The sequence below is a fragment of the Bacillus sp. Au-Bac7 genome (assembly GCF_021341655.1).
GTDB lineage: Bacteria > Bacillota > Bacilli > Bacillales > Cytobacillaceae > Niallia.
Genome location: NZ_JAJTTG010000018.1, coordinates 15999 through 38034, shown reverse-complemented (window position 1 = coordinate 38034; position 22036 = coordinate 15999). Strand labels below are relative to the sequence as shown.

The 22036-nt window shown below is 40.6% G+C and carries 19 protein-coding genes; 2 read left to right on the top strand and 17 right to left on the bottom strand.

Going from position 1 to position 22036, the window contains the following annotated elements:
• Nucleotides 1-43: 43 nt before the first annotated feature.
• The 6 genes from LXM54_RS24575 to LXM54_RS24550 form a co-directional block, all read right to left on the bottom strand.
• A complete protein-coding gene (locus LXM54_RS24575; RefSeq protein ID WP_233318505.1) occupies nucleotides 44-1237 on the bottom strand; it encodes a PDZ domain-containing protein in 1194 nt (397 codons plus the stop codon).
• Between the two features lie 184 nt (nucleotides 1238-1421).
• A complete protein-coding gene (tkt, locus tag LXM54_RS24570) occupies nucleotides 1422-3437 on the bottom strand; it encodes a transketolase (protein ID WP_233318503.1) in 2016 nt (671 codons plus the stop codon).
• Nucleotides 3438-3464: 27 nt separating this feature from the next.
• Complete coding sequence (locus tag LXM54_RS24565; protein WP_233318501.1) at nucleotides 3465-4331, bottom strand: 6-phosphofructokinase; 867 nt, start codon at nucleotides 4329-4331, stop codon at nucleotides 3465-3467.
• 137 nt (nucleotides 4332-4468) lie between these two features.
• Entirely contained in the window at nucleotides 4469-4912 is a 444-nt protein-coding gene (rpiB, locus tag LXM54_RS24560; RefSeq protein WP_233318499.1) for a ribose 5-phosphate isomerase B, read from the bottom strand.
• A gap of 239 nt (nucleotides 4913-5151) precedes the next feature.
• The gene (locus tag LXM54_RS24555) at nucleotides 5152-5991 is read right to left on the bottom strand and encodes an aldo/keto reductase (RefSeq protein ID WP_233318484.1); all 840 of its coding nucleotides are present in this window, start codon (nucleotides 5989-5991) and stop codon (nucleotides 5152-5154) included.
• A 1-nt stretch (nucleotide 5992) separates the two neighbouring features.
• Nucleotides 5993-7192, bottom strand: a complete 1200-nt coding sequence (locus tag LXM54_RS24550) for an MFS transporter (protein ID WP_233318482.1) — start codon at nucleotides 7190-7192, stop codon at nucleotides 5993-5995.
• Between the two features lie 195 nt (nucleotides 7193-7387).
• On the opposite strand from LXM54_RS24550, the gene LXM54_RS24545 reads away from it, so the two are divergent.
• Entirely contained in the window at nucleotides 7388-7750 is a 363-nt protein-coding gene (locus LXM54_RS24545) for a winged helix-turn-helix transcriptional regulator (protein WP_233318481.1), read from the top strand.
• A 40-nt stretch (nucleotides 7751-7790) separates the two neighbouring features.
• Here LXM54_RS24545 and LXM54_RS24540 read toward each other — a convergent pair whose 3' ends face one another.
• The gene (locus tag LXM54_RS24540) at nucleotides 7791-9212 is read right to left on the bottom strand and encodes a S41 family peptidase (RefSeq protein WP_233318479.1); all 1422 of its coding nucleotides are present in this window, start codon (nucleotides 9210-9212) and stop codon (nucleotides 7791-7793) included.
• Between the two features lie 161 nt (nucleotides 9213-9373).
• Here LXM54_RS24540 and LXM54_RS24535 point away from each other — a divergent pair, with 161 nt between their 5' ends.
• Nucleotides 9374-10201: a manganese catalase family protein gene (locus LXM54_RS24535; RefSeq protein WP_233318477.1), complete on the top strand. Its 828-nt coding sequence runs from the start codon at nucleotides 9374-9376 to the stop codon at nucleotides 10199-10201.
• 42 nt (nucleotides 10202-10243) lie between these two features.
• Here the strand turns inward: LXM54_RS24535 and LXM54_RS24530 are convergent, their stop codons facing one another.
• The 10 genes from LXM54_RS24530 to LXM54_RS24485 form a co-directional block, all read right to left on the bottom strand.
• A complete protein-coding gene (locus tag LXM54_RS24530; RefSeq protein WP_233318474.1) occupies nucleotides 10244-12436 on the bottom strand; it encodes a heavy metal translocating P-type ATPase in 2193 nt (730 codons plus the stop codon).
• Nucleotides 12437-12659: 223 nt separating this feature from the next.
• On the bottom strand, nucleotides 12660-13007 hold the full coding sequence (locus LXM54_RS24525; RefSeq protein ID WP_396953779.1) for an ArsR/SmtB family transcription factor: 348 nt from the start codon (nucleotides 13005-13007) through the stop codon (nucleotides 12660-12662).
• 127 nt (nucleotides 13008-13134) lie between these two features.
• Nucleotides 13135-14547 carry a murein hydrolase activator EnvC family protein gene (locus LXM54_RS24520; protein ID WP_233318471.1) on the bottom strand — a complete coding sequence of 471 codons (1413 nt, stop codon included), beginning with the start codon at nucleotides 14545-14547 and terminating at the stop codon, nucleotides 13135-13137.
• A 181-nt stretch (nucleotides 14548-14728) separates the two neighbouring features.
• Nucleotides 14729-15622 carry a permease-like cell division protein FtsX gene (gene ftsX, locus LXM54_RS24515; RefSeq protein WP_233318546.1) on the bottom strand — a complete coding sequence of 298 codons (894 nt, stop codon included), beginning with the start codon at nucleotides 15620-15622 and terminating at the stop codon, nucleotides 14729-14731.
• Complete coding sequence (gene ftsE / locus LXM54_RS24510) at nucleotides 15612-16298, bottom strand: cell division ATP-binding protein FtsE (RefSeq protein WP_233318469.1); 687 nt, start codon at nucleotides 16296-16298, stop codon at nucleotides 15612-15614. The genes ftsX and ftsE overlap by 11 nt, the downstream gene beginning before the upstream one ends.
• A 565-nt stretch (nucleotides 16299-16863) precedes the next feature.
• Entirely contained in the window at nucleotides 16864-17688 is an 825-nt protein-coding gene (locus LXM54_RS24505; RefSeq protein WP_245399891.1) for a YitT family protein, read from the bottom strand.
• Nucleotides 17689-17936: 248 nt separating this feature from the next.
• Complete coding sequence (gene bacA, locus LXM54_RS24500; RefSeq protein ID WP_233318467.1) at nucleotides 17937-18734, bottom strand: undecaprenyl-diphosphate phosphatase; 798 nt, start codon at nucleotides 18732-18734, stop codon at nucleotides 17937-17939.
• 65 nt (nucleotides 18735-18799) lie between these two features.
• A complete protein-coding gene (locus tag LXM54_RS24495) occupies nucleotides 18800-20494 on the bottom strand; it encodes a DUF6044 family protein (protein WP_233318465.1) in 1695 nt (564 codons plus the stop codon).
• Nucleotides 20491-20919 carry a GtrA family protein gene (locus LXM54_RS24490; protein WP_233318455.1) on the bottom strand — a complete coding sequence of 143 codons (429 nt, stop codon included), beginning with the start codon at nucleotides 20917-20919 and terminating at the stop codon, nucleotides 20491-20493. Before LXM54_RS24490 ends, LXM54_RS24495 begins: the two co-directional genes overlap by 4 nt.
• A complete protein-coding gene (locus LXM54_RS24485; RefSeq protein ID WP_233318453.1) occupies nucleotides 20919-21908 on the bottom strand; it encodes a glycosyltransferase family 2 protein in 990 nt (329 codons plus the stop codon). The genes LXM54_RS24490 and LXM54_RS24485 overlap by 1 nt, the downstream gene beginning before the upstream one ends.
• Nucleotides 21909-22036 lie beyond the last annotated feature (128 nt).

Genomic DNA, 22036 nt, shown 5'->3' with positions numbered 1-22036 from the left:
AAAAAAGATCCCTGCTATTTACAGGAATCTTTTTTACCTATGTTTATACTGCTTGATTGCCTTTCGCCTTTTCATCCTGAATCATCAGAATGCCAAGCTTATGATAGTCTCCTTCGTACAATGCCCTCTGAGTAAAACGAACCTCATGGTTTGTATCGAGAACTTCCATTTTGCAATGAGCTGAGTTTTTTTGCAGTGCAGTGTAAAGCTGAATTTCGTCCTGCACTGGAATGCTGTTCACTTTTGTGATAATTTCACCGATTTTAAGCCCCATCTTATCTGCTGGAGAGTCAGGAACAACACCTAAAATCATGATGCCATTATTTTTTTTCGTGAAATAAAAGCCTTTATTTTTTTCCTTCGCTTTTTGACCTGCCGTAATCCATTCACGGCCGATAATAGCCACAATAACACTACCTATAGCCGCAAGAGGGAAATAATAAGCAGCTGCCGCACTTATTGCAATAAACAGGCCGAGCCAGAACACCCTTTTGCCGACTGCTCGCACTGCAACTGTAGGATGCACTGCTTGTACAGCTTGTCTGAATCCTAGCAAAAACGGCACAAGGATGATGGAGTATGTTTGATCACCAACAGTAAAGACCGGCCATCCATCAACAGGAATAGACAGCACTCCTTCTGGAAGAAACAGAAACAATGGCACAAGCCAAGCTCTTTCTGACAAATGGATGCCGATTGCTTGTCCCCTGCTGCTTTTTGTCAGGCGAGGTGATGTTCCTTTGCTGCCATTCTTCTGAATCAGTAAGCCCTCTGCTGCAAGCAGCAAGCCTAACACCGCAACAGCAGTTGGAAAGATATATGTATCTCCGCCAATTACGCTCTCAGAAAAGAGGAAGAAATCCCATCCCATATACAGAGAAGCGATGCTTGCCAATATTCCAAGACCAACAGTATACACGGGAGAAAGCAAACGTGTCTTCCAAATTAAGCTTAGAAGCAGAGTGAAGATGCCTGTATAGATAACCATTTCCATCGGCACTACGAGAACTAATCCAATCGATATTATCGATAGGCACAATCCTATAATGACGCCAACAGGCAGAAGCTGTTTCAGCTCAAAATAAGCATTCAATGCCCTGATGGTGAAATCCTTTCGCTCCTTCTTCACCCTTGAGACACCTAAATAGGCTGCTAACAAAAAGGAAAGATAAAACAAAGGATGAAGAAATAGTTTTCCAAACCCCTTTAATAATTCAATTAGCCAATCTTGCCACATGAAGAGTCCCACCTTTTTTTAAAACTAGTTGAAATTACTATATGCACAAGAACGTGATATTCCTCATAATATAAATCTATTATATTCTACTAGCAAACTAATAGAAAGCCCAGGAGAGATAATTTCATATAAGAATAATCAAAACCAATAAATAAAGCCTGCCAGAAACGGCAGGCTTCTATTGTTATTTCGCAGCTTCTATAGCTGCTTTCATTTTCGCCTTCACATTCTCTACTGTGAAGCCGTATTCTTGGAAAAGCTTATCAGCTGGAGCAGATGCACCGAAATGATCGATTGTAATATGCTCTCCTTTAGCACCGATATACTCTCTCCATCCTAATGAAGCACCTGCTTCGATTGCTACACGAGCTTGAATGCTGTCTGGAAGCACGCTGTCTTTATAGCTTTGAGACTGCTTTTCGAACAAGTCCCAGCTTGGCATGCTGACAACACCTACAGAAATTCCGTCTGCTTCAAGTTCTGCTTGTGCTTGAATGGCTAGAGACACTTCAGATCCGCTCGCAAGCAGCAAACCTTGCGTCTCCCCTTTTGCGGCAGAAACGGTATAAGCTCCTTTACTTACGCCATTAAATGCCTCAGCCTTAGTTAAATCCAATGTAGGCAAGTTTTGGCGAGTCAGCACTAATGCAGTTGGAGTATCCTTGCTTTCCAAGGCAATTTGCCATGCGGCTGCTGTTTCCTTAGCATCAGCAGGACGAATGACAGACAGACCTGGCATTGCACGCAAGGAAGCAAGCTGCTCAACCGGCTCATGCGTTGGTCCGTCTTCACCGACAGCAATACTGTCATGTGTGAAAACATATGTGACAGGAAGCTTCATTAATGCTGCAAGACGGATAGCAGGACGCAGATAGTCAGAGAAAACAAAGAATGTCGCTCCAAACACCTTCACACCGCCATGCAATGCCATACCATTAATAGCTGCACCCATCGCAAATTCACGTACGCCAAACCAAATATTTTTAGCTGCATAGCCATCCAGACCAAAGTTCTTTTCATGACCGATCAGCGTTTTATTAGAGCCTGCCAAGTCAGCTGAACCGCCGATGAATGCTGGAATTGCTTTTGCCGCTGCTTGAATGCTCTTTCCAGAAGAATCTCTTGTTGCCATTGCGCTTCCAGCTTCGAAATCAGGCAAGCTTTCTTGAAGATTCGCTGGCACTTCCCCTTTAATTGCTGTTTCCAGCTGAGTTGCAAGCTCCGGATATTCCGCTTTATAAGCTTCATACATTTTATTCCACTCATTTTCCTTTGTCTGACCTTCAGCAGCTAAACCTGCATAGTGCTCAGCAACCTCAGTAGGCACATGGAATGCTTCTTCATATTCCCAGCTGTAAGCTTGCTTTGCAAGCAATGTTTCGTCAGCTCCAAGCGGTGCACCGTGGGAAGCTGATTTACCGCCTTTATTCGGCGAACCGTAGCCAATAACTGTCTTAACTTCAATCAATGTCGGCACATCTGATTTCTTCGCTTGTGCAATAGCTGCTTGAATTGCCGCGATATCATTGCCATCCTCAACACGAAGAACCTCCCAGCCATATGCTTCAAAACGCTTTTGCACACTTTCTGAGAAGGAAAGATGAAGATCACCGTCAAGAGAAATATCATTGGAATCATATAGAACAACCAATCTTCCAAGCTTTAGATGTGCTGCAAGGGATGCTGCTTCTGCTGAAACCCCCTCCATTAAATCACCGTCGCCGCAGATGCTGTATGTATAATGATCAACAACTTGATAGTCGCCTTTATTGTATGTCTCAGCAAGATGTCTTTCTGCCATTGCCATACCTACTGCCATCGCAATCCCTTGTCCAAGCGGACCTGTTGTTGCTTCCACTCCAGGAGTGTGGCCGAATTCTGGATGTCCAGGTGTTTTGCTTCCCCATTGACGGAAGTTCTTCAAGTCGTCGATGCTCACTCCGTAGTTGAACAGGTGAAGCAGGCTGTATAACAGCATAGAGCCATGTCCTGCAGATAAGACGAAACGGTCACGGTTAAACCATTCAGGATTGGCAGGGTTATGATTCATTTCCTTTGCCCAAAGCGCATACGCCATCGGTGCTGCACCCATCGGCATTCCTGGGTGGCCAGAGTTGGATTTCTCGATGGCATCAATGGAAAGTGTTCTAATAGTATTGACCGCCATTTGTTCAATATTTGTCTTCGTCAATTCGCTCATCTATACCAGTCCTTTATCAGGTTTTTATTATTTCTTTATAAATGCAATTTCGTCCGTTTGTACAGCCAATTGGCCTGTTTCTTGCTTTTGCTCTAACCAAGAAAGAATCCCGCCTGTCAGTCTGTTAGCTAAAATTCGGTCAGCTGCTGTCGGGTTTGTCCCCATACAAAGTGCCTCATCGATTTCCGTATATTTAAAATCTACTTTCAGATGGTCAACAACTTGTTCTATTGCTGAAGCATGTGCAGCAGCACTATATACAAGGACAGAAGAAGTGTTCCATTCTGTAAAGCTTGCTTCGATGCGTTCCTTTAGTGCGTCCATTTCATCTGCTCCAAATTCAGGAGCAAAGAAATGCCCGTCTCCTGCACTCGAAATGTCCTCCAGCATTTTAATGGAGGGGCTTCCATCTATAGAAAAACCGAATAACCGCGGATTGTCATATTTCAAGGAGTTAATTGTATCCTTCACTCTAAGAATATTATCGACGATGCTGTTCACCGCTGTATCATAACCAAGCGTGGTTTCAGAACCTTCTATATCATTAAAAATTGACACCGGAACAAATAAAGAGCGTACGGAAGAATGGTCAGCCAAATAGCTTGTCCATTTTTCTTTCGCCTCTGCATTTCCAATGACAACAGCAGTATCTACTGCAGAAAAAATTTCTTCCCATTTATCATCTTCAGGATATGCAGACATCATAAGCATTGAATCGCTCAAGTAAGGAGAGTCGCTGTTTATGTTAAGCTCCTTATATCTTGCTGTTCCCGTTCCCTTTTCTATCTCCATTCCAACCAATTCGTGCTTAGGAGTTAAATGAAGCTGCAACTTATACACTATTTGTTTGACCCCTGCAGGCAAACTCCCAAAGACAATTACTCCAACTTTCAAAGCATTTTACCCCCTAATTAATTGCATGCGTTTTTAATTTCATATAATGGTATTATATAGGATTATGAGAGCAATGGAAAAAAACTTGTCTTTTTAGGGGATTTTTTCTGGCAGATTTTTCAGAGTTATCCCTTAAATTATAGCCCTGCCTCCAGTTCACCGATAGCATTGACCCTTTGGGCATGCCTGCCTCCTAAAAACTCAGCATTCAGCCATGTTTCTACTATCGTCAACGCTAATCCTTCACCGGTTACACGCTCGCCAAGACAGAGAACATTGCTGTCATTATGCTCTCTTGTCGCTTTTGCTGTGAATACATCTCCTACTGCAGCAGCACGAATACCTTTGATTTTATTAGCGGCAATGCTCATCCCAATTCCTGTACCGCAACAGAGAATTCCTAAATCAACTTCTTTACAATTAATAGCATCTCCTACTGTTTTCGCATAACCAGGAAAATCAACACTATCTGTGCTCGTGCAGCCAAAATCGAGAACTGTCATACCACTACCCTCCAAGTAGGCCTTAACAGCCTCCTTTAAATGAAAGCCGCCATGGTCGCTTGCGATCGCCAGCTTCATTCACCTATCCCCTTTCCAACTGATTATCTTTTTCTATGGTAAACTTGATGACACGTACATTCTACCATATATTCGTACGTACATGTATAGGTAAATTGGTGAATTAACTTAAAAGTTATCCTTACAACCTTGTTGGTCTGTACATGATAAGAATAGATGGTGATATTAAATTTAAAGCCTTTTACCACTAGCTAATCAATAAAGGCCTGCTCCCATAGTGGAAGCAGACCTTTTTCGTATTAAAAATCAAAATTATCTGGATCTGGACCTACACGCAGATTTTCGTTCAATTCAGTGATTTGCTCCATTTCTTTATCAGTCAATATGAAGTCAAACACATCAGCATTTTCAATAATTCGATGCTCTTTAATAGATTTAGGGATTGTGATAATCCCATTTTGCAAGTCCCAACGGATGATAACTTGTGCTACAGATTTATTGTACTTTGCCCCAATGCTTTTTAACAGCTCATGATCCAGAAGCTGACCTTGCATTAATGGCGACCATGCTTCCACTTGGATACCGTGACTTTGGCAGAAGGCTCTTACTTCTGTTTGTGTAAGTTTTGGATGGAACTCGACTTGATTGATCATCGGCATTATTTCTGCGTCCTTCATTAAATCTTCAAGATGGTGAACCTGAAAGTTGCTGACACCGATTGCCTTAACTTTTTTATTCTTATAAAGAGTTTCTAGCGCTCTCCATGCTTCCTTGTACTTTCCAGCCTTTGGCCAATGAATTAAATATAAATCCAAGTAATCAAGACCTAACTTCTCTAAGCTAGCCTCAAATGCGGCCAATGTTTTTTCATAACCAAGGTCATCATTCCAGACTTTCGATGTAATGAAGAGATCTTCCCGGCTAATTCCAGCAAGCTCGATTCCCTCCTTGATTCCTTGGCCGACACCTGCTTCATTTTGGTAAATAGCTGCCGTATCAATACTGCGGTATCCGTTTTTAATCGCGGCACGAACAGATTCTACAACTGTTGCTCCATCCTCAACTTGAAATACTCCTAATCCGAGCCATGGCATTTTTACTCCATTTGCTAATGCGACTGTATCTTGTAAATGTTTCATATTATTTACCCCATTCCTTTTTATTTGCTTTTTTCTCTAACACTAAGCTCCAGCCAGTCAGCAGTACTGCGGCTGCTACCATTACTCCGCCGACCCAAGCTGTATGAATTAAACCTAATGAGTTAGTAACAACTCCACCTAAATAAGAACCAATCGCGATACCTGCATTGAAGGCAGCGATATTAACAGCAGAGGCGACATCAACTGCTCCAGGCACATACCGCTCTGCAAGCATCACAACATAAACTTGCAGTCCAGGCACATTCATAAACGCCAACAGACCCATTAATATAATCAACGCAAGGCCTGCACCTTTATACGGCAAGGCAAAGATAAGCAAAAATAGGATGATAGCTTGTGCTATAAACATGTAAAACAGAGCTGTGAGCGGCTTTTTATTAGAAAGCCTGCCTCCAATCATATTCCCTGCTGCGATGGCCATTCCATATAAAAGCAGGATGCCTGCAACTGTGCTTTCCTTGAAACCAGTGATTTCATGAAGAAGCGGTGAAAGATACGTAAAGACAACAAATGTCCCCCCGTAGCCTAATGCTGTGATAATGAACAAAAGCAGCAATCTGCTCTTAGTCACTAACAAAAGCTGATCTTTAAACGTAGAAGGCTTGGCCTTTGAAAGATTCTTCGGGACAAGAATGCTATTGGCAATAAATGCGATAATACCAACAAGCACTATTGCAACAAATGCTAATCGCCAGCCGAATTGCTGGCCGATAAATGTTCCAATTGGCACACCAGTTATGGTTGCTACTGTTAGTCCTGTGAACATAATTGAAATAGCACTTGCTCTTTTATCCTTGCTGACAAGATCTGCTGCAATCGTTGAGCCGATTGACATGAAGATACCATGTGATAATGCAGAGATTATTCTTGCTATTAACAAGACAGTAAGGCTGCTCGCTGCTGCAGCAATGCTGTTACCAATAATAAATACGATCATAATCCATAATAATAATGTTTTTCTGGAAACTCTTGAGGTGATGGACGTCAAAACTGGCGCACCGATTGTAACACCAAGAGCGTAAATGGATACTGTCAATCCTGCTGCAGTAATGCTGACATTCAAGTCTGCTGAAATTAAAGGCAGAAGACCGACACTAATAAATTCTGTTGTACCAATTGCGAAAGCACTGACTGCCAATGCAAGCAAGGCATACACGCTTCCATTCTTACGATTACTCATATGTCCTCCTTCTTGATGCTTGATATATAATGATCCACTAGTGGAATGAATTTTTATCAGCTTGCTTTTCGGCCGGCAAATGTTATTATGAATCATATAGATATCTTTGAAAAGTACGTACTTTTTTGTGATATAGGCACCGCAAAGTACTATAGGTACTTTTTAGTGCCTATAATATCATCTGGAGGTTACAGCATGGAAAAGAAGAAATACAATATTTCTGTTGAGGCAACCCTTGAGGTAATCGGCGGCAAGTGGAAATGTGTAATCCTATGCCATCTTACACATGGCAAAAAACGGACAAGCGAACTAAAGCGATTAATGCCTAATATTACCCAAAAAATGTTAACACAACAGCTTCGTGAATTAGAAGAGGACGGCATTATTAACCGAATCATTTATCAGCAAATTCCACCTAAGGTAGAATACGAGCTGAGTGAATATGGTCAAAGCCTGCAAAGTATTCTTGATGCACTATGTAATTGGGGAGAAAGGCATATTACGAAGGTCTATGGCGATAAAACACTCGTGCTGGAGGACAGCATTTTAAATAAGTAAACAACACGAAAAAGCACACCTTCTTTAAGGTGTGCTTTCTCTAATTCACGATATATCGCAAAGCGGTTTGCAGCTGCATATCGTTTTCATCTTTTTGCATTTCCGTTCTGACTGCCTGCTGCATCTTTTCGGCTGTATTTGCGTCTATCGTTCCTGTTTCTGTCAAATTATTGCTTCCTTGAAAGGCCTTCACAGCAATTTCTGTCTGGCTGCTGAAATAACCATCCTGCCTGTCTGTCCGATAGCCAAGACTTGTTAAAATCTCCTGCGCATACTTGACTTGCTCGGTGTTCATTTCCCGCTTCAACGTCTTTTCTATTTGAAGTGGATGAGTTTTGTATAAAGCCGATTTCTCCACTTCCAAGTTTGGTTCTATCCCTTTTTTATGAATCCAATTCCCATCAGGTGTGAGCCATTTGAATAAAGTTAATTTAATTTTGCTTCCATCCTCCATTGGCACAGCTTGCTGAACTGTCCCCTTACCGAACGTCTTTTCACCAATAAGTGTGTAGTTTTCCGCTTCTTTCATAGCACCAGCCATTATTTCTGATGCTGAGGCACTTCCATTATCTACAAGCACAACAACTGGATAATCCTTCTTTTGTTTTAAGTCAGAGTAGAATTGTTCGGTCTCTCCATCTCGATGCTCAATTTGCACATAAGGCTTGTCTGAAGTCACAAACTCTCCTAAAATCTCATTCACACTTGTAAGCAGTCCCCCTGGGTTGCCTCTGACATCCAATATCAAGCCGGCAATTCCTTGCTGCTCTTGCTCCTGTAATGCCTTATGAAATTCAGAAGCTGTCTCCTGTGAAAAGGAGGTAATTTCAATATAACCGATATTTTCTCCGCCCTCTCTTTTAACAGAGGAATGAACCGTAATTTGCGGAACCTCATCACGGACAACGGCTATTTGCAGCGGCTTTTCCAGCCCTTGTCTGACAATCTCCAATTCTACCTTCGTGCCTTTTTCTCCCCTAATCTTTTGCGTCACATCATACAGATCAAAGCCTTGTACACTTTCTCCGTCCACCTTAACAATTTCATCATTTGCTTTAATACCAGCCTTTTCTGCAGGAGAATCCTTTATTGGCGACACAATAATAACCTTATCGTCTTCTGCGCTTATTTCAGCACCAATGCCTTCAAAAGAGGAATCAAGAGCTTGTTCAAACTGTTTTGCGCTGTCCTTGTCCATATAAACAGAATACGGATCATCGAGGGTAGAAAGCATGCCCTTAATTGCACCCTCCTCTAATTCAGCCTTATCTACTTTTTCCACATAATTGTTTAAGATCAGGTTATACGCTTTGTCAACCTTCGATAAGGCTGTCGCATTGCTGCTTGCTGCTGAATCAGACTTCGTTTTATTCTCTTCCCATATATTCATTCCAATATAAGTGCCGCCGGCTCCAACTATGAGGGAGCTTGTCATGCATATCACCAGCAATTTTCGATTCATCTAAGATCGTCCTCTCTTCCTTCTTCATGAGAATAGCCTTACTGAATCTATATGCCGAGAGCAGACAAGTTATGATGACAGCTTTTGCTGTACGCTATTTAAAGTGCACCTATTTTCCCTAGTTGAATAACCTATACAGACGAAAGGGAGGAATGCCTAAAATGTTTTATCATATAAAAGAACTAGCATACCAAGCAAAGCCAGAAAAACCAGATCCACTTTTCGCTAGAAGAATTCAAGAACTAATCGGCGGCCAATTTGGAGAAATGTCTGTTATGAATCAATATTTATTTCAAGCATGGGGTACAAGAGGACATGCAAAATACAGAGATTTACTGTTAGATACAGGTACGGAGGAAATAGGTCATATTGAGCTATTGTCCACAATGGTTGCCCGTCTCTTAGATGATGCACCTGTAACCGAACTGGAGTCTGCAGCTGCTACTAATCCTGCGTTAGCGGCGATTATCGGCGGGATGGACCCACAGCACGCTATCGTATCCGGCTTATCAGCAACTCCAAAAGACAGCAACGGAGTGCCTTGGAACAGCGGCTATATCATTGCGAGCGGCAATCTGCTTGCAGATATGCGTTCTAACCTGCATGCTGAATCACAAGGAAGATTGCAGGCAGTAAGAATTTTTGAACAAACAGATGACAGAGGTATTAAAGATATGCTTTCCTACCTTATCGCAAGGGACACTATGCATCAAAATCAATGGCTTGCTGCTATTTATGAACTCGAACAGCAAGAAGGGGTTGTTGTTCCAAGCACGTTCCCGAAGGAATTGGAAAAAAGAGAGGTTTCTTATTTATTCTTGAACCATTCGATGGGAGACGAAAGCAGCAAAGGAAGATGGGCATCTGGTCCAAGTATGGATGGTATGGGCACATTCCAATACGTAAAGGACGTACCTCCATTCGGTCCTGCTCCAAAATTAAAGCCTGCACCGCCGGCAGAGCATGGTACACCTCCAAATGTAATGTAGCATAAAAAGAGCCACTGTCTAAAAGACAGTGGCTGACTAATTTCATGGAAGATTTTTTATAGATAAGACTCTCATTGCATTCAGCACAGCAATTAAGGTAACTCCAACATCTGAAAACACCGCTTCCCACATTGTAGCAACTCCAAAGGCCCCAAGCAAAAGGAACAGCGCTTTAACTCCTAACGCAAACACAATATTTTGCCAAACAATCTTGCGCGTTTTTTTAGCAATGGAAATGGCAGAGGCAATTTTTGAAGGTTCATCTGTCATAATGACTATATCAGCTGCTTCAATGGCTGCATCTGAACCTAAGCCGCCCATCGCCATGCCTACATCTGCCCGCGCTAATACAGGTGTATCGTTAATCCCGTCTCCTACAAATAAGATCTTCTCTTTTGGCGATTTTCTTTTATCCAGTTTTTCTATCTCTTCTACCTTATCCTGTGGAAGGAGCTCTGCATGCACAACGTCTATATTTAGAGACTTAGCAACACTTGCGCCCACCGCAGCAGCATCCCCTGTAAGCATAACCGTTTTTTTAATGCCAGCTTGCTTCAATGCTGCAATAGCCTGCTTGGCATCCTCCTTCAATTGGTCGGATATGACAAGTGAGCCAATAAACTCCTTATTTGCTGCTACATAGACAATTGTTCCAATCTCTTCTCTTAACTCGAAATCAATTCCTTCCTTCACCATCAGCTTGTAGTTACCAGCTAATACTTTTAAACCATTAACAGCTGCAATGATTCCGTAGCCTGGGATTTCCTCATAATCATTTACATCTGCTTCTGAAACTGCGCCCCCATAAGCCTTTCTGATTGATTCGGCAATCGGATGGTTAGAATGAATCTCTGCACTTGCCGCATTCCGCAGAACATCTTGGTCTGAATAACCGTTAGCAGGATGCACAGACACTACTTCAAATACTCCCTTCGTAAGGGTACCTGTCTTATCAAACACCGCATACTTAACATCATTCAAGGCCTCCAAATAGTTGCTGCCTTTTACAAGAATTCCCGCTTTAGATGCAGCACCTATTCCGCCGAAAAAGCCAAGAGGAATAGAAACAACGAGCGCACATGGACAAGAGATAACTAAGAAAATCAAGGCACGATACAGCCAATCAGAAAATACAGCACCCTCCAAAAATAGAGGAGGCACTACAGCTAATAATGCTGCAATGATTACCACAACCGGTGTATAGTAACGAGCAAATTTCGTGATGAAGTTTTCTGTCGGCGCTTTTCTGCTGCTGGCATTTTGAACAAGTTCCAAAATTTTCGCAACAGTAGACTGACTATATTCCTTCGTTACCTTGACAGTGAGCACTCCATTTTTATTGATGAAGCCGCTGAGTATATCATGTCCCGGCTCTACATCTCTTGGCATGGACTCCCCTGTCAATGCCGAAGTATCAACGCTTGATTTACCCTCAACGACAATACCGTCAAGCGGTATCTTCTCTCCAGGCTTGATAACGATAATATCACCGATTGTTACCTCTTCTGGAGACACCTTTTCAAGGGTCTCCCCTTTCATCACATTGGCATAATCTGGTCTGATATTCATTAAGCTGCTAATCGACTTACGTGAACGGTTTACAGCAGCTCCCTGGAACAGCTCGCCGACTTGATAAAACAGCATGACAGCAACGCCCTCTGGATATTCTTGAATTGCAAATGCTCCTATCGTGGCAATGGCCATTAAGAAATGCTCATCAAATACTTGGCCGCGGACGATATTTGTACAAGCCCGCCATACAATGTCTCCGCCAATAATAAGATAGGCAACAACAAAGGCAGACAGCTTTATAACACCATCCAGCGGAAGAAAATAAGCAAAAAGAGCGATTATCGTCCCGATTACAAGCCGTGTTATCATTCTTTGCATGCTCTTGCTTCCATGGTCATGTGAATGTCCATGGCTGTGACTATGACTGTGACCATGCTGATGATGAGCATGATCATGCTTGTTTGTTTGCCGATTTTCCCCCGCTGTTTTTTCTTTTAATTTTACATGCGGTTCCAACCGTTTTATTGCCTTTTCCGCTTTTGCGATTATCGGGCCTTCTTCGTCACTGAACTGTAAGGACAATGTCTGTGTCGCAAAATTGACTTGGCATTCATTCACACCCTCTATCGTGGCAACACCCCGCTCAATTTTCATGGCACAATTCGCACAGTCCAGCCCTTCTAATATAAAGTCTTTCCTTTGCAGCTGTTTTCCTTCCTCCATGGTTTTCCCCTCTTTCATTAATTGTCTTAAATGAAATTCTTCCCTGTCAGAAAAGGATTGATTTATTTAATATCACTTAATTATCGAGAAAATCATTATATGAACAATTACTCATATATTCATATTATATGTAAGCAGGCTCGAAAGTGTCAATGTTATTTCCAATATGGGTATAGAACAGCAGCAGCCAAACGAGTCTGGCTGCTGCTGTTCTATATCCATATTAATGATGTCTTGCATGGTCAATCATCTGCTTTAAAACACTCATAACATGCTCATCATCGCAAGAGTATATCATCGTTGTTCCTTCCCTGCGATATTTAACAAGGCGAAGGTTTTTCAAAAACCGCAGCTGATGAGAAACTGTCGACTGAAGCATCTGCAGTCTTTCTGCTATTTCATTAACAGAATGCTGCTTTTCTGACAATAGATGGAGAATCTTAATTCTTGTCGGATCTGATAAAGCTTTAAATGTTTGGGAAACAATAAATAATGTCTCCTCATCAAGGATTGCACCAGCACCGCTTATTGGGTTCAACTCTTCATTATCTTTATTATCATTGCCGCTCATTTTCATTGCTCCTCTTTAAAAAACTCATATCTTTATTATAGCATAGTAATATCTGGATACATCCTTACGACCGCTTATGGAAAAACAAAAAAGCTTGTCCATATTGTGGACAAGCTTTTTTAATCTATTAGATTGGAACAATACCAATCGGGTTGATTGCGTTGGATTTAGCTGCATTCCATTCGCCTTTATGCAATTCAAAATGCAAATGCTGTCCTTGGGAATCACCAGTATTACCCATTGTACCGATACGCTGGCCTTTTGAGACAACCTGACCTGCACTAACTTTTCTGCTTCCTGATTTCATATGAGCATAAACAGTTGTGTACTGTTGGCCATTAATAGAGTGTGCAACAAATATCGCTTCACCATAACTGCTTGATGTGTAAGAACGAATAACAACACCGTCTGCTGCTGCAACAATTGCAACATTATCACCTGTTGCTGCTAAGTCAATTCCCGCATGGAAAGTTCCCCAGCGTTGACCTAAGCCAGAAGTAAGCACTCCATTAGCTGGTTTTGTCCAGTTTCCTGAAGATACACCAGGTGTTGATGCTGCAGAAGATGAACTTGAACTGCTTGAGCTTGAGCTTGAGCTTGATTTTGAACTAGAACTAGAGCTTGAGCTAGATTTAGAACTTGAGCTGCTCGACTGTGCTGCCTTTGCTTTAGCAGCTGCTGCTTCTGCTGCTGCCGCCGCTTCTGCAGCTTCTTGTTTCTTTCTTTCTTCCTCTGCTTTTCTTGCAGCTTCCGCTTGACGCTGTTTTTCCAGCTCAATTGCTTTTTCCATTGCTACCTTTTGGTCTGCCAAGATTGCTTCTTCTTCTTCAAGTGAAAGCATTTCTGCATGGACATGACCCTCTTCCTCTTCAAGCTGTGCCATCACTTTATCTTTTTCTTTCTTTTTGGAATCCAAATCTGCCTTCATGTCTTCCAACTCACTTAGCATTGTTTCCAGTGAGCTTAGTTTTTCTTTTAACTCAGCCTTTGAATCTTCCAGAAGCTTTTTATCTGCTTCCTGCTCCTTTAAGATAGCGCGGTCTGCTTCCACAATTGTTGCCACAGCACCGACACGGTCAATTAAATCACTGATGCTTTGAGCGCCCATAAGCACATCCATGTAGCTGACTGCACCGCCAGTTTCCTGCATAGCTCTTGCTCTGTCTTTCAGCACTTCATTTCTTTCATCAATTCTTTTTTGTGTTGCTTTAATTTGTTTCTCCAGCTTTGCCACATCATCTTTTGTTGTTTCAATCTGTTCTTTTTTCTCAATAATGTTAACTTGTGTAGTAGAAATCGCTGTGTTTAATCTCTCCAGCTCTTCTTCAACCGATGCCTGTTCATCATGTATACTGTCTAGTTCTTCGTTTTTGTTGTTCTTTTCACTTTCTACATCTTGCTGCTTGCTTTCGATCTCCTCTTTTTGCTTGTTAAGATCGCTTACGCTTGCTGCATTTGCCGTAGAAAAAGGTCCTTGAGCAACAATACCACCAATGCCTAAAGTAGTAACGACTGTCCATTTAACTATTGTATTTTTCAAGCTCTCATGCCTTCCCCTCTAAAAAAATAGATACGTAGGTTTAACTACTTGTAAACTAGTATTTTAGTACTATACCATTGAAAATAACGCCAATTTAATAGCCTGGCCTTTTATCCAGGCTATTAAGTAGCAGTATATTGTGTTTCACAGGAAGAAGGGACTACTTCTTCCTGTTTTCACCTTACACCTTCAAGAATTTGCGAATACTCATGACACTTCCCCATATACCGATCAATGCACCCATTAGCAATAGCAATGCTCCCACTTGATAAACAAATGGCGTATAATCAAGTATTTGGATGTAGTTGCCTGCCAATCTCGGATTCAAGTATTCATATGCATAATAATAAATGACCGATACAATGCCGATTGGAATAATCGAACCAATGACGCCAAGCCACATACCTTCCAAGAAGAACGGCCAGCGGATGAACCAGTTAGTTGCACCGACAAGTCTCATAATTTCTATCTCTTTACGTCTGGCAACAATGGTGATTTTAATTGTGTTGGAGATTAGGAACATTGCTGTAAACAGAAGCCCTGCAATTAGGACAATCCCGACGTTCCTGCTGACATTAATGACCTTGAACAGCCTGTCGACCGTACCTTGTCCGTATTTTACAGTTGCCGCATTTTCAAACTTCTCAATTTGCTGTGCGACTTTTTTTGTGTCATTTGGATTTTTTGTTTTAACAACAAACACATCACTTAATGGGTTATCCTGCTGAAACAGCTCATAAGCATCCCCATCGTCACCGAAGCTTTCAATCAAGTTGTCTAATTCCTGCTGTTTCGTAGAGAATGTTACGCTGTCGACATCTGATATGCCCTTAATCTTATCCTCTAAGGCAGCCTGATCATCTTTTGAAGCTGTCTGATCAATATGAACACGAATTTCCACGTTCTCTTCTATTGTTGTGGCAACCTCGTTCAAATTCATCATAATGACGAAAAACACACCAACCAAAATTAGCGTTATCGCCACAGAACTTATCGAAGCGAATGTCATCCATCCGTTTCTCCATAAACTTTTAAAACTTTCTCTAGCATGTCTTTTTACTGTTCTAGCCTTCATATCCGTAATCACCTCTCTGCTCGTCACGAACAATTCTTCCACCTTCGATGGCGATTACACGATGTCTAATCGTATTAACAATTTCCTTATTGTGGGTAGCCATCACAACGGTAGTTCCCCGATTGTTGATTTCCTCAAAAATATTCATGATTTCCCAAGAGGTTTCAGGGTCAAGATTCCCAGTTGGCTCATCGGCAATGACAAGCTTTGGGGAGTTTACAATCGAGCGGGCAATGGATACACGCTGCTGCTCTCCGCCTGATAGTTCAGTAGGCAGCATTCTTGCTTTATGCTTCAACCCTACTAGTCCTAAAGTGTCCATCACACGTTTTTTAATTGATTTAGGGTTTTCTTCAATTACTTCCAATGCAAATGCCACATTTTCAAATACAGTCAATGTCGGCAAAAGCTTAAAGTCCTGAAAGACGACTCCCATATTTCTTCGCAGCAAAGGAACCTTGCTGTTTTTCAATTTTGCTAAGTTTACACCGTTTATCAAGATTGTTCCTTGTGTCGGTTTTTCCTCGCGATGCATCATTTTAATGAATGTTGATTTTCCGGCACCACTCGGTCCAACTACATATACAAACTCACCTTGAGCTATTTTTACATCTATCCCATTGGCTGCAATAACGCCATTGGCATATTTCTTTATTACATTTTTCATTTCAATCATCTATTATCACACCTGAATTTTATTTGTAAGAACATGAGAAAAGTGCAATGCGTCTAAGGCAAACATGGTAGACGAATCACATCTGCGAATTGCTATTTATATTTATGCTATACATCCAGAACTTTTCTGACTTCCGTTAACCACCAAAATTCGACATTTACAAACCGACGGAAAGAGACAGCTTTTTTAAAAATAAAAGCTTTCCTTCTAATTACTTACATTATTATAACATTATAGGACAGTAATTTAACGGATAAAATTATTACATTTTCTTTTCAAACATCGCAAAAAGTACTATTATTATCTTGTCTTACCTTTATTTACTATTATAATAGTACTACAATTCGACCATATTCCCCTTTTTTTTTTATTTTTTTCATTAAATTAGGCTTATATACCTAAAAATAATTACGTTTTATGGAATTATTTTCATAATAATTTCCATTCATTACACTTCGACATTATTTATAAAACGGTTACATTTTTAGCTTCTGTTACAAATCTTACAGAAGCTCAACATAATTAATAAAAAAACCGCCCTTTTCAAAAAATGGGCGGTTGCTTCTTATGCTTTTTTCGCGCTGAATCCTCTTCCATGCACCTCAGATGCATCCATGACAATAACGAATGCAGAAGGATCGATTGTTTGAACAAGAAGCTTCAACTTAGTGAATTGAGCTTGATCAACGACACACATTAATATAGGACGCTCAAAATCAGTGTATCCTCCGTGAGCAGTAAGCTTTGTGACGCCTCTGTCGATTTTTGTCAAAATTCCTTCTCTTACTTCCTCTTGCTTGTCTGTTATAATCAACGCCATTTTGCTGCTTCCGAATCCAACTTGAACAATATCAATCGTTTTGCTTGTAACAAACAGAGCAAGCAATGCATATAAACCTTGTTCAATACTAAATACAGCCGCAGCTGTGATGACAATTACTCCATCGATTAAGGCAACACTTTTCCCTAATGACATACCGGTATATTTAGTGATAATTTGCGCAGCAAGGTCTGTCCCGCCTGTTGATGCTTTACCTTTAAAAACAATTCCAATTCCAAGGCCGATTCCGATACCGCCATATAATGCAGCAAGCAGTGGCTGGGTTGTCCAAGGCTCCATGTCTTTTGACAAAAAAACGACAAATGGTAAAAACAAAGTGCCGACAAGTGTTTTTATCCCAAAGTTTTTTCCAAGCAAAATCACTCCTGCAATAAACAAAGGGATATTAAATGCCCATTGTACAAAAGCCGGCTCCCAATGAAACAAGCTGGCAGTGATGGTGCTTATGCCGCTGACACCGCCTGAAGCTATATTATTAGGCAATAAAAACAAGTTAAATGATAATGCTACAATAGCAGACCCGATTAATACATAAATATATTCCCGCAAAATGCGACACCTCTTCGAATGATAAATTCTTTTTTATGGTAAATTTCAGCGAGCATTAGCAGTATGTAAATTCTATGAAAAATGCTCTCTATAGGTTTTCCCAAGCAGAGAGTATATCATTCAAACACAGGGGTGTAAATGGTGACTAATTAGCGTGGTAAAGGGATAAAAAGGTTGCTTGTAAAGGCTGCGAGAAGTAAAAAAAGCTATCCTTGTTTTGCTAGGATAGCTTTTTAAAACTAGTAACCTTATAAAATAAAAATCCAAAATACAATGGCCAGTCCAAAACGATAAAAAGCAAAAGGCACCAATCTAATTTTATTAATTAAGCGCAGGAAGAATTTAATAGCAATCAGCGCGACCATAAATGCTGTCACAAAGCCTGCTGCAAATACGGGAATGTCCTGTACTCCTAAACTGTTCCAGCTTTCAAGCAAATCCTTTGCTGATGCGGCAAACATAATAGGAACTGCCATAATAAATGTAAATTCTGAGGCTGTTTTATGATTCATTCCAGCAAGCAATCCGCCTGAAAGGGTTGCTCCAGAACGGGAAAAACCCGGCACTAATGCAAAGCATTGAAAAAAACCAACAGTCAATGCTTGTCTGTATGTAACTTGATCGAGTGTTTTCGCCGTTGCAGTTGGCTTGAACTTTTCAGCTGCCAGCATCAGCAACCCTCCAATAATTAAGGTAATAACCACTGTCGCTGGACGAAAAAGTACATCTTTAATGAAATCATAAAGCAGCACACCACCAACACCGAAGGGAATAATGCCGACTGCTATGTGAAAAAAGCTGAGCGTTCCTATACTTTCAGAGTCCTGAAACCTCTTCAATCCTAATATGCTTAAAATCCTTTTCCAAAATACAAAAATCACGGCAAGAATGCTGCCAAGCTGAATAATAATTTCAAAGGTTTTAGCACTGCTGCCTGTAAAGTCCAACAGATGACCTGCTAAAATTAAATGACCTGTTGACGATACAGGAGCGAACTCCGTCAATCCTTCTACTATACCCATGATAATAGCCGTTAATATCTCCATAAACACCTCCAGAAATATATATATTTTTGCGATCAACTATTTATACTAAAAAAGTGAATGGATGCTTATCCATTCACTTCATAAAGATATATCTTCCAATAGCCTGTTTTTGTTTCAAATGATTTCTCAAACGTTAAATTATTATCTTTTGCATTTTCAATTGGCAGTGCTGATAAGATATATTGACCGCCCATTTTTTGCAGCTGATTTGTATTTAAGCTTAAATTCTTAATACTTTTTTTAGAATGCTTAGAAAACTGATACTTTTTACCGAGCTCGTCAACAAATATGTAACAGCGTCCGCCCCAGTAATCATAATATTCCCTTAGCGCCTTATTCTTGTTAAGCTCAGGCTCAATGATTTTCCTGAATTCTTCTTTATAGCTTAATGGATAAATATTGCTATATGAATCAAGGGTATAAAAGCCATTGTACTGGGCAACATTAGGGTGCATCCCTATACTTACAACTCTGAAAGAGTCCAATGGCTTGTTTATGTATTCCTTTATTTCTTTAAACTCATCTTCCGCAAAATATTGTGCATAGCTTGGCTGATTTTTATATTTGATTTCTTCATTGTTAGGTATTAATACAAACAGCTGTGCAGCAATTAATGCATACACTACATATTTTAAGCGCCCACCTTTGTCCCAAATCATTTTCAGTGACAAAGCAAAAAGCACATAAATAATCATTGGCCGCAAGTAATGGAATCGCCCGAAGTTAAAGCTTGTCAAAAGGCTGACACGCTCCTTCAGCGGCTGCCATCCTTCAAAAAACCAAAATGCATACCAAGTAGATAGGACGAGGTTTAGTATATGCAAGAAAAGGAATAACCGGTTGTCTTTCGCCTGCTTTTTCATAAGCACCCATATTAAACAAAGAATAGTGAGCGGCATAATAATGAATTGGGAGATGGTCCTGTCTTGATTATGGCTAATCACATAGTTCTTTACAAGAAGACGCAATGTCTGGAATATATCAAGCTTGGACTGATAAAAGACATCTCTGTTTGTTAACTCACTAGAAGCAGGTGCTATCATAGAGATAACTAATCGATAATCAATAACTAAATAGATTGCTAGCATATATACGATGGATAATAAGAAAACGAAATTCCATTTCTTCGTTTTAAAGAGATCGTACAACCATAGTAAACCGACAAATGTTAGAAAGTAAAAAAAGCCGATTACAAAGGTGGAGAAAACCGGCAGAAGTGTCAGCACTAAATAGTTCTTCCAATTGCGCTCGCCCTTCCTAATATTAAGGAAGCTCCATAATGCTAACGGCATTCCGAGTATGCTCAGCATACCTGATGGCCAGTAAGGCGTTAGTGCGAAAGTCAACGCTGCACCGATTGTAATTAAGTATGGATTTGAATTTTTAAATACATGTTTTTTCAGGAGAAGATACATTCCTAAAAAGGCAAAAAAACGGGTAATCGCCTGACTCAATCCATATGCGACTACAGGCGGCAATATGTTGAAAAGAAATACCATCCCATAGTATTCGGAATAGTACGTATCCCGAGAAAACTCACCGTTCATTATCTGCTCCATTGGTGTATTGACAGGAGCAAACATATTGCCGCTGTTTTTCAGGACTTCATACCAGCCGAGATTAGAATCAAGATTATCATGCATACGCATATGCGCCTGTCCGTTCAGGATAAAATAGGGTAATACCCATAAAAAAACAATTAATAATGCCACTGCTAGGAAGATTTTTTCCTGCTTACTTTTTTCTGTTACGTTAATCATTTAACACTCCCAGGAACTTGTTGATATTTAGGTGAAAACACAAGATACTTCTGCCCAAAATAATTTAAAATCGTGTACATTCCGCTTCCAAAAAGGACCGCTATCACTTCTACATATTCCACAAGCAGCGGTGATTTACCAACGGTTTCCTCCACTAGCACCAATCCTAGCTTATAGGAAATGAAATAGGATGCCAGTATAACAATAGCAAACCGAATACTGCTTCCTACGAATCTAGCATTACTTTGAAAGGTAAGATTTTTATTAAGCATATAGCTTACAGCTGCACCTACTAAGTTGCCGATAAAGGTTGAGCTCCAATAGCTGAAATGGAACAGCAGCAGACAGGCATACATAATCGATAGCCCAACTGCTGTGTTAATCAGCCCAACGAGCAAAAACCGTATGAAAGAAGAGCGCAGCATTACACATGCACCTTCGATTTAACAGCATTAGCTTGTTTGTTTCTGCACAAATTATCCTCGATGATATAACGTGGACGCTGTTTAACTTCCTCGTAAATTTTTCCGATATACTCCCCTATGAGACCAATGCTCATCAATAAAAGGCCACCAATCAGCCATAGAGAAATCATTAAGGACGCCCATCCAGATTCTGTTTCACCGATGATTTTTTGCACAAGCACATAGCCTCCTGCCATTATGCTGATAATAGACGATAAAAAACCTATTAAAGTGATAAAGCGAATCGGTTTAACACTGAAGGATGTGATACCGTCTAAAGCAAATGCAAGCATTTTTGCAATTGGGTATTTTGATTCTCCAGCCTCTCGGGCTTTGCGCTCATAGTATACCTTCGCCGTCTTAAAACCAAGCAAGGGAACTACCCCTCTTAAAAACAGATTAGATTCCTTGAACTTAAGCATCTCTATCAGCGCCCTTTTGCTTAACAGACGATAATCGGCATGGTTATATACTAGCGATAATCCCATTTTCTCCATCAGGCGGTAAAAGCCTTGTGCTGTACTTCGTTTGAAAAAGGTATCTGTTTCCCTTTTGCTTCTCACACCATACACAATTTCACAGCCGCTCAAGTACTTCAGCACAAATTCTCTAATCACACTAGTATCATCCTGCAAATCTGCGTCAATGCTAATAACGCAATCAGAAAATTGAACAGCTTCCTCAAGCCCTGCAAGCAATGCCCGCTGGTGACCGAAGTTTCGCGACAATTTTAACCCGCTTACAAGCTTATCAAAATGTGTCGCACTCTCGATTTTTTCCCATGTGGAATCCTTGCTCCCATCATCGATGAAGAGCAATTGGCTCTTGGAACTTACAAGACCTTCGGAAATTAGGGAAGTAAGTACCTTTTTTAGTTGAAAATATGTATGCTCGAATACTTCCTCTTCGTTATAACAAGGAACAGCAATCGTTAATACAGCCTCTTTCATTTCATAACCTCTTTTCTTAAAATAACCAATTACTATAAGAATCTCTAAATAATTCCATTAATATACCTATAAACGAAATTTACAGCAAAAAGTTTCATTTTTCCCTTAAAAAGTAAATTAATTAAGAA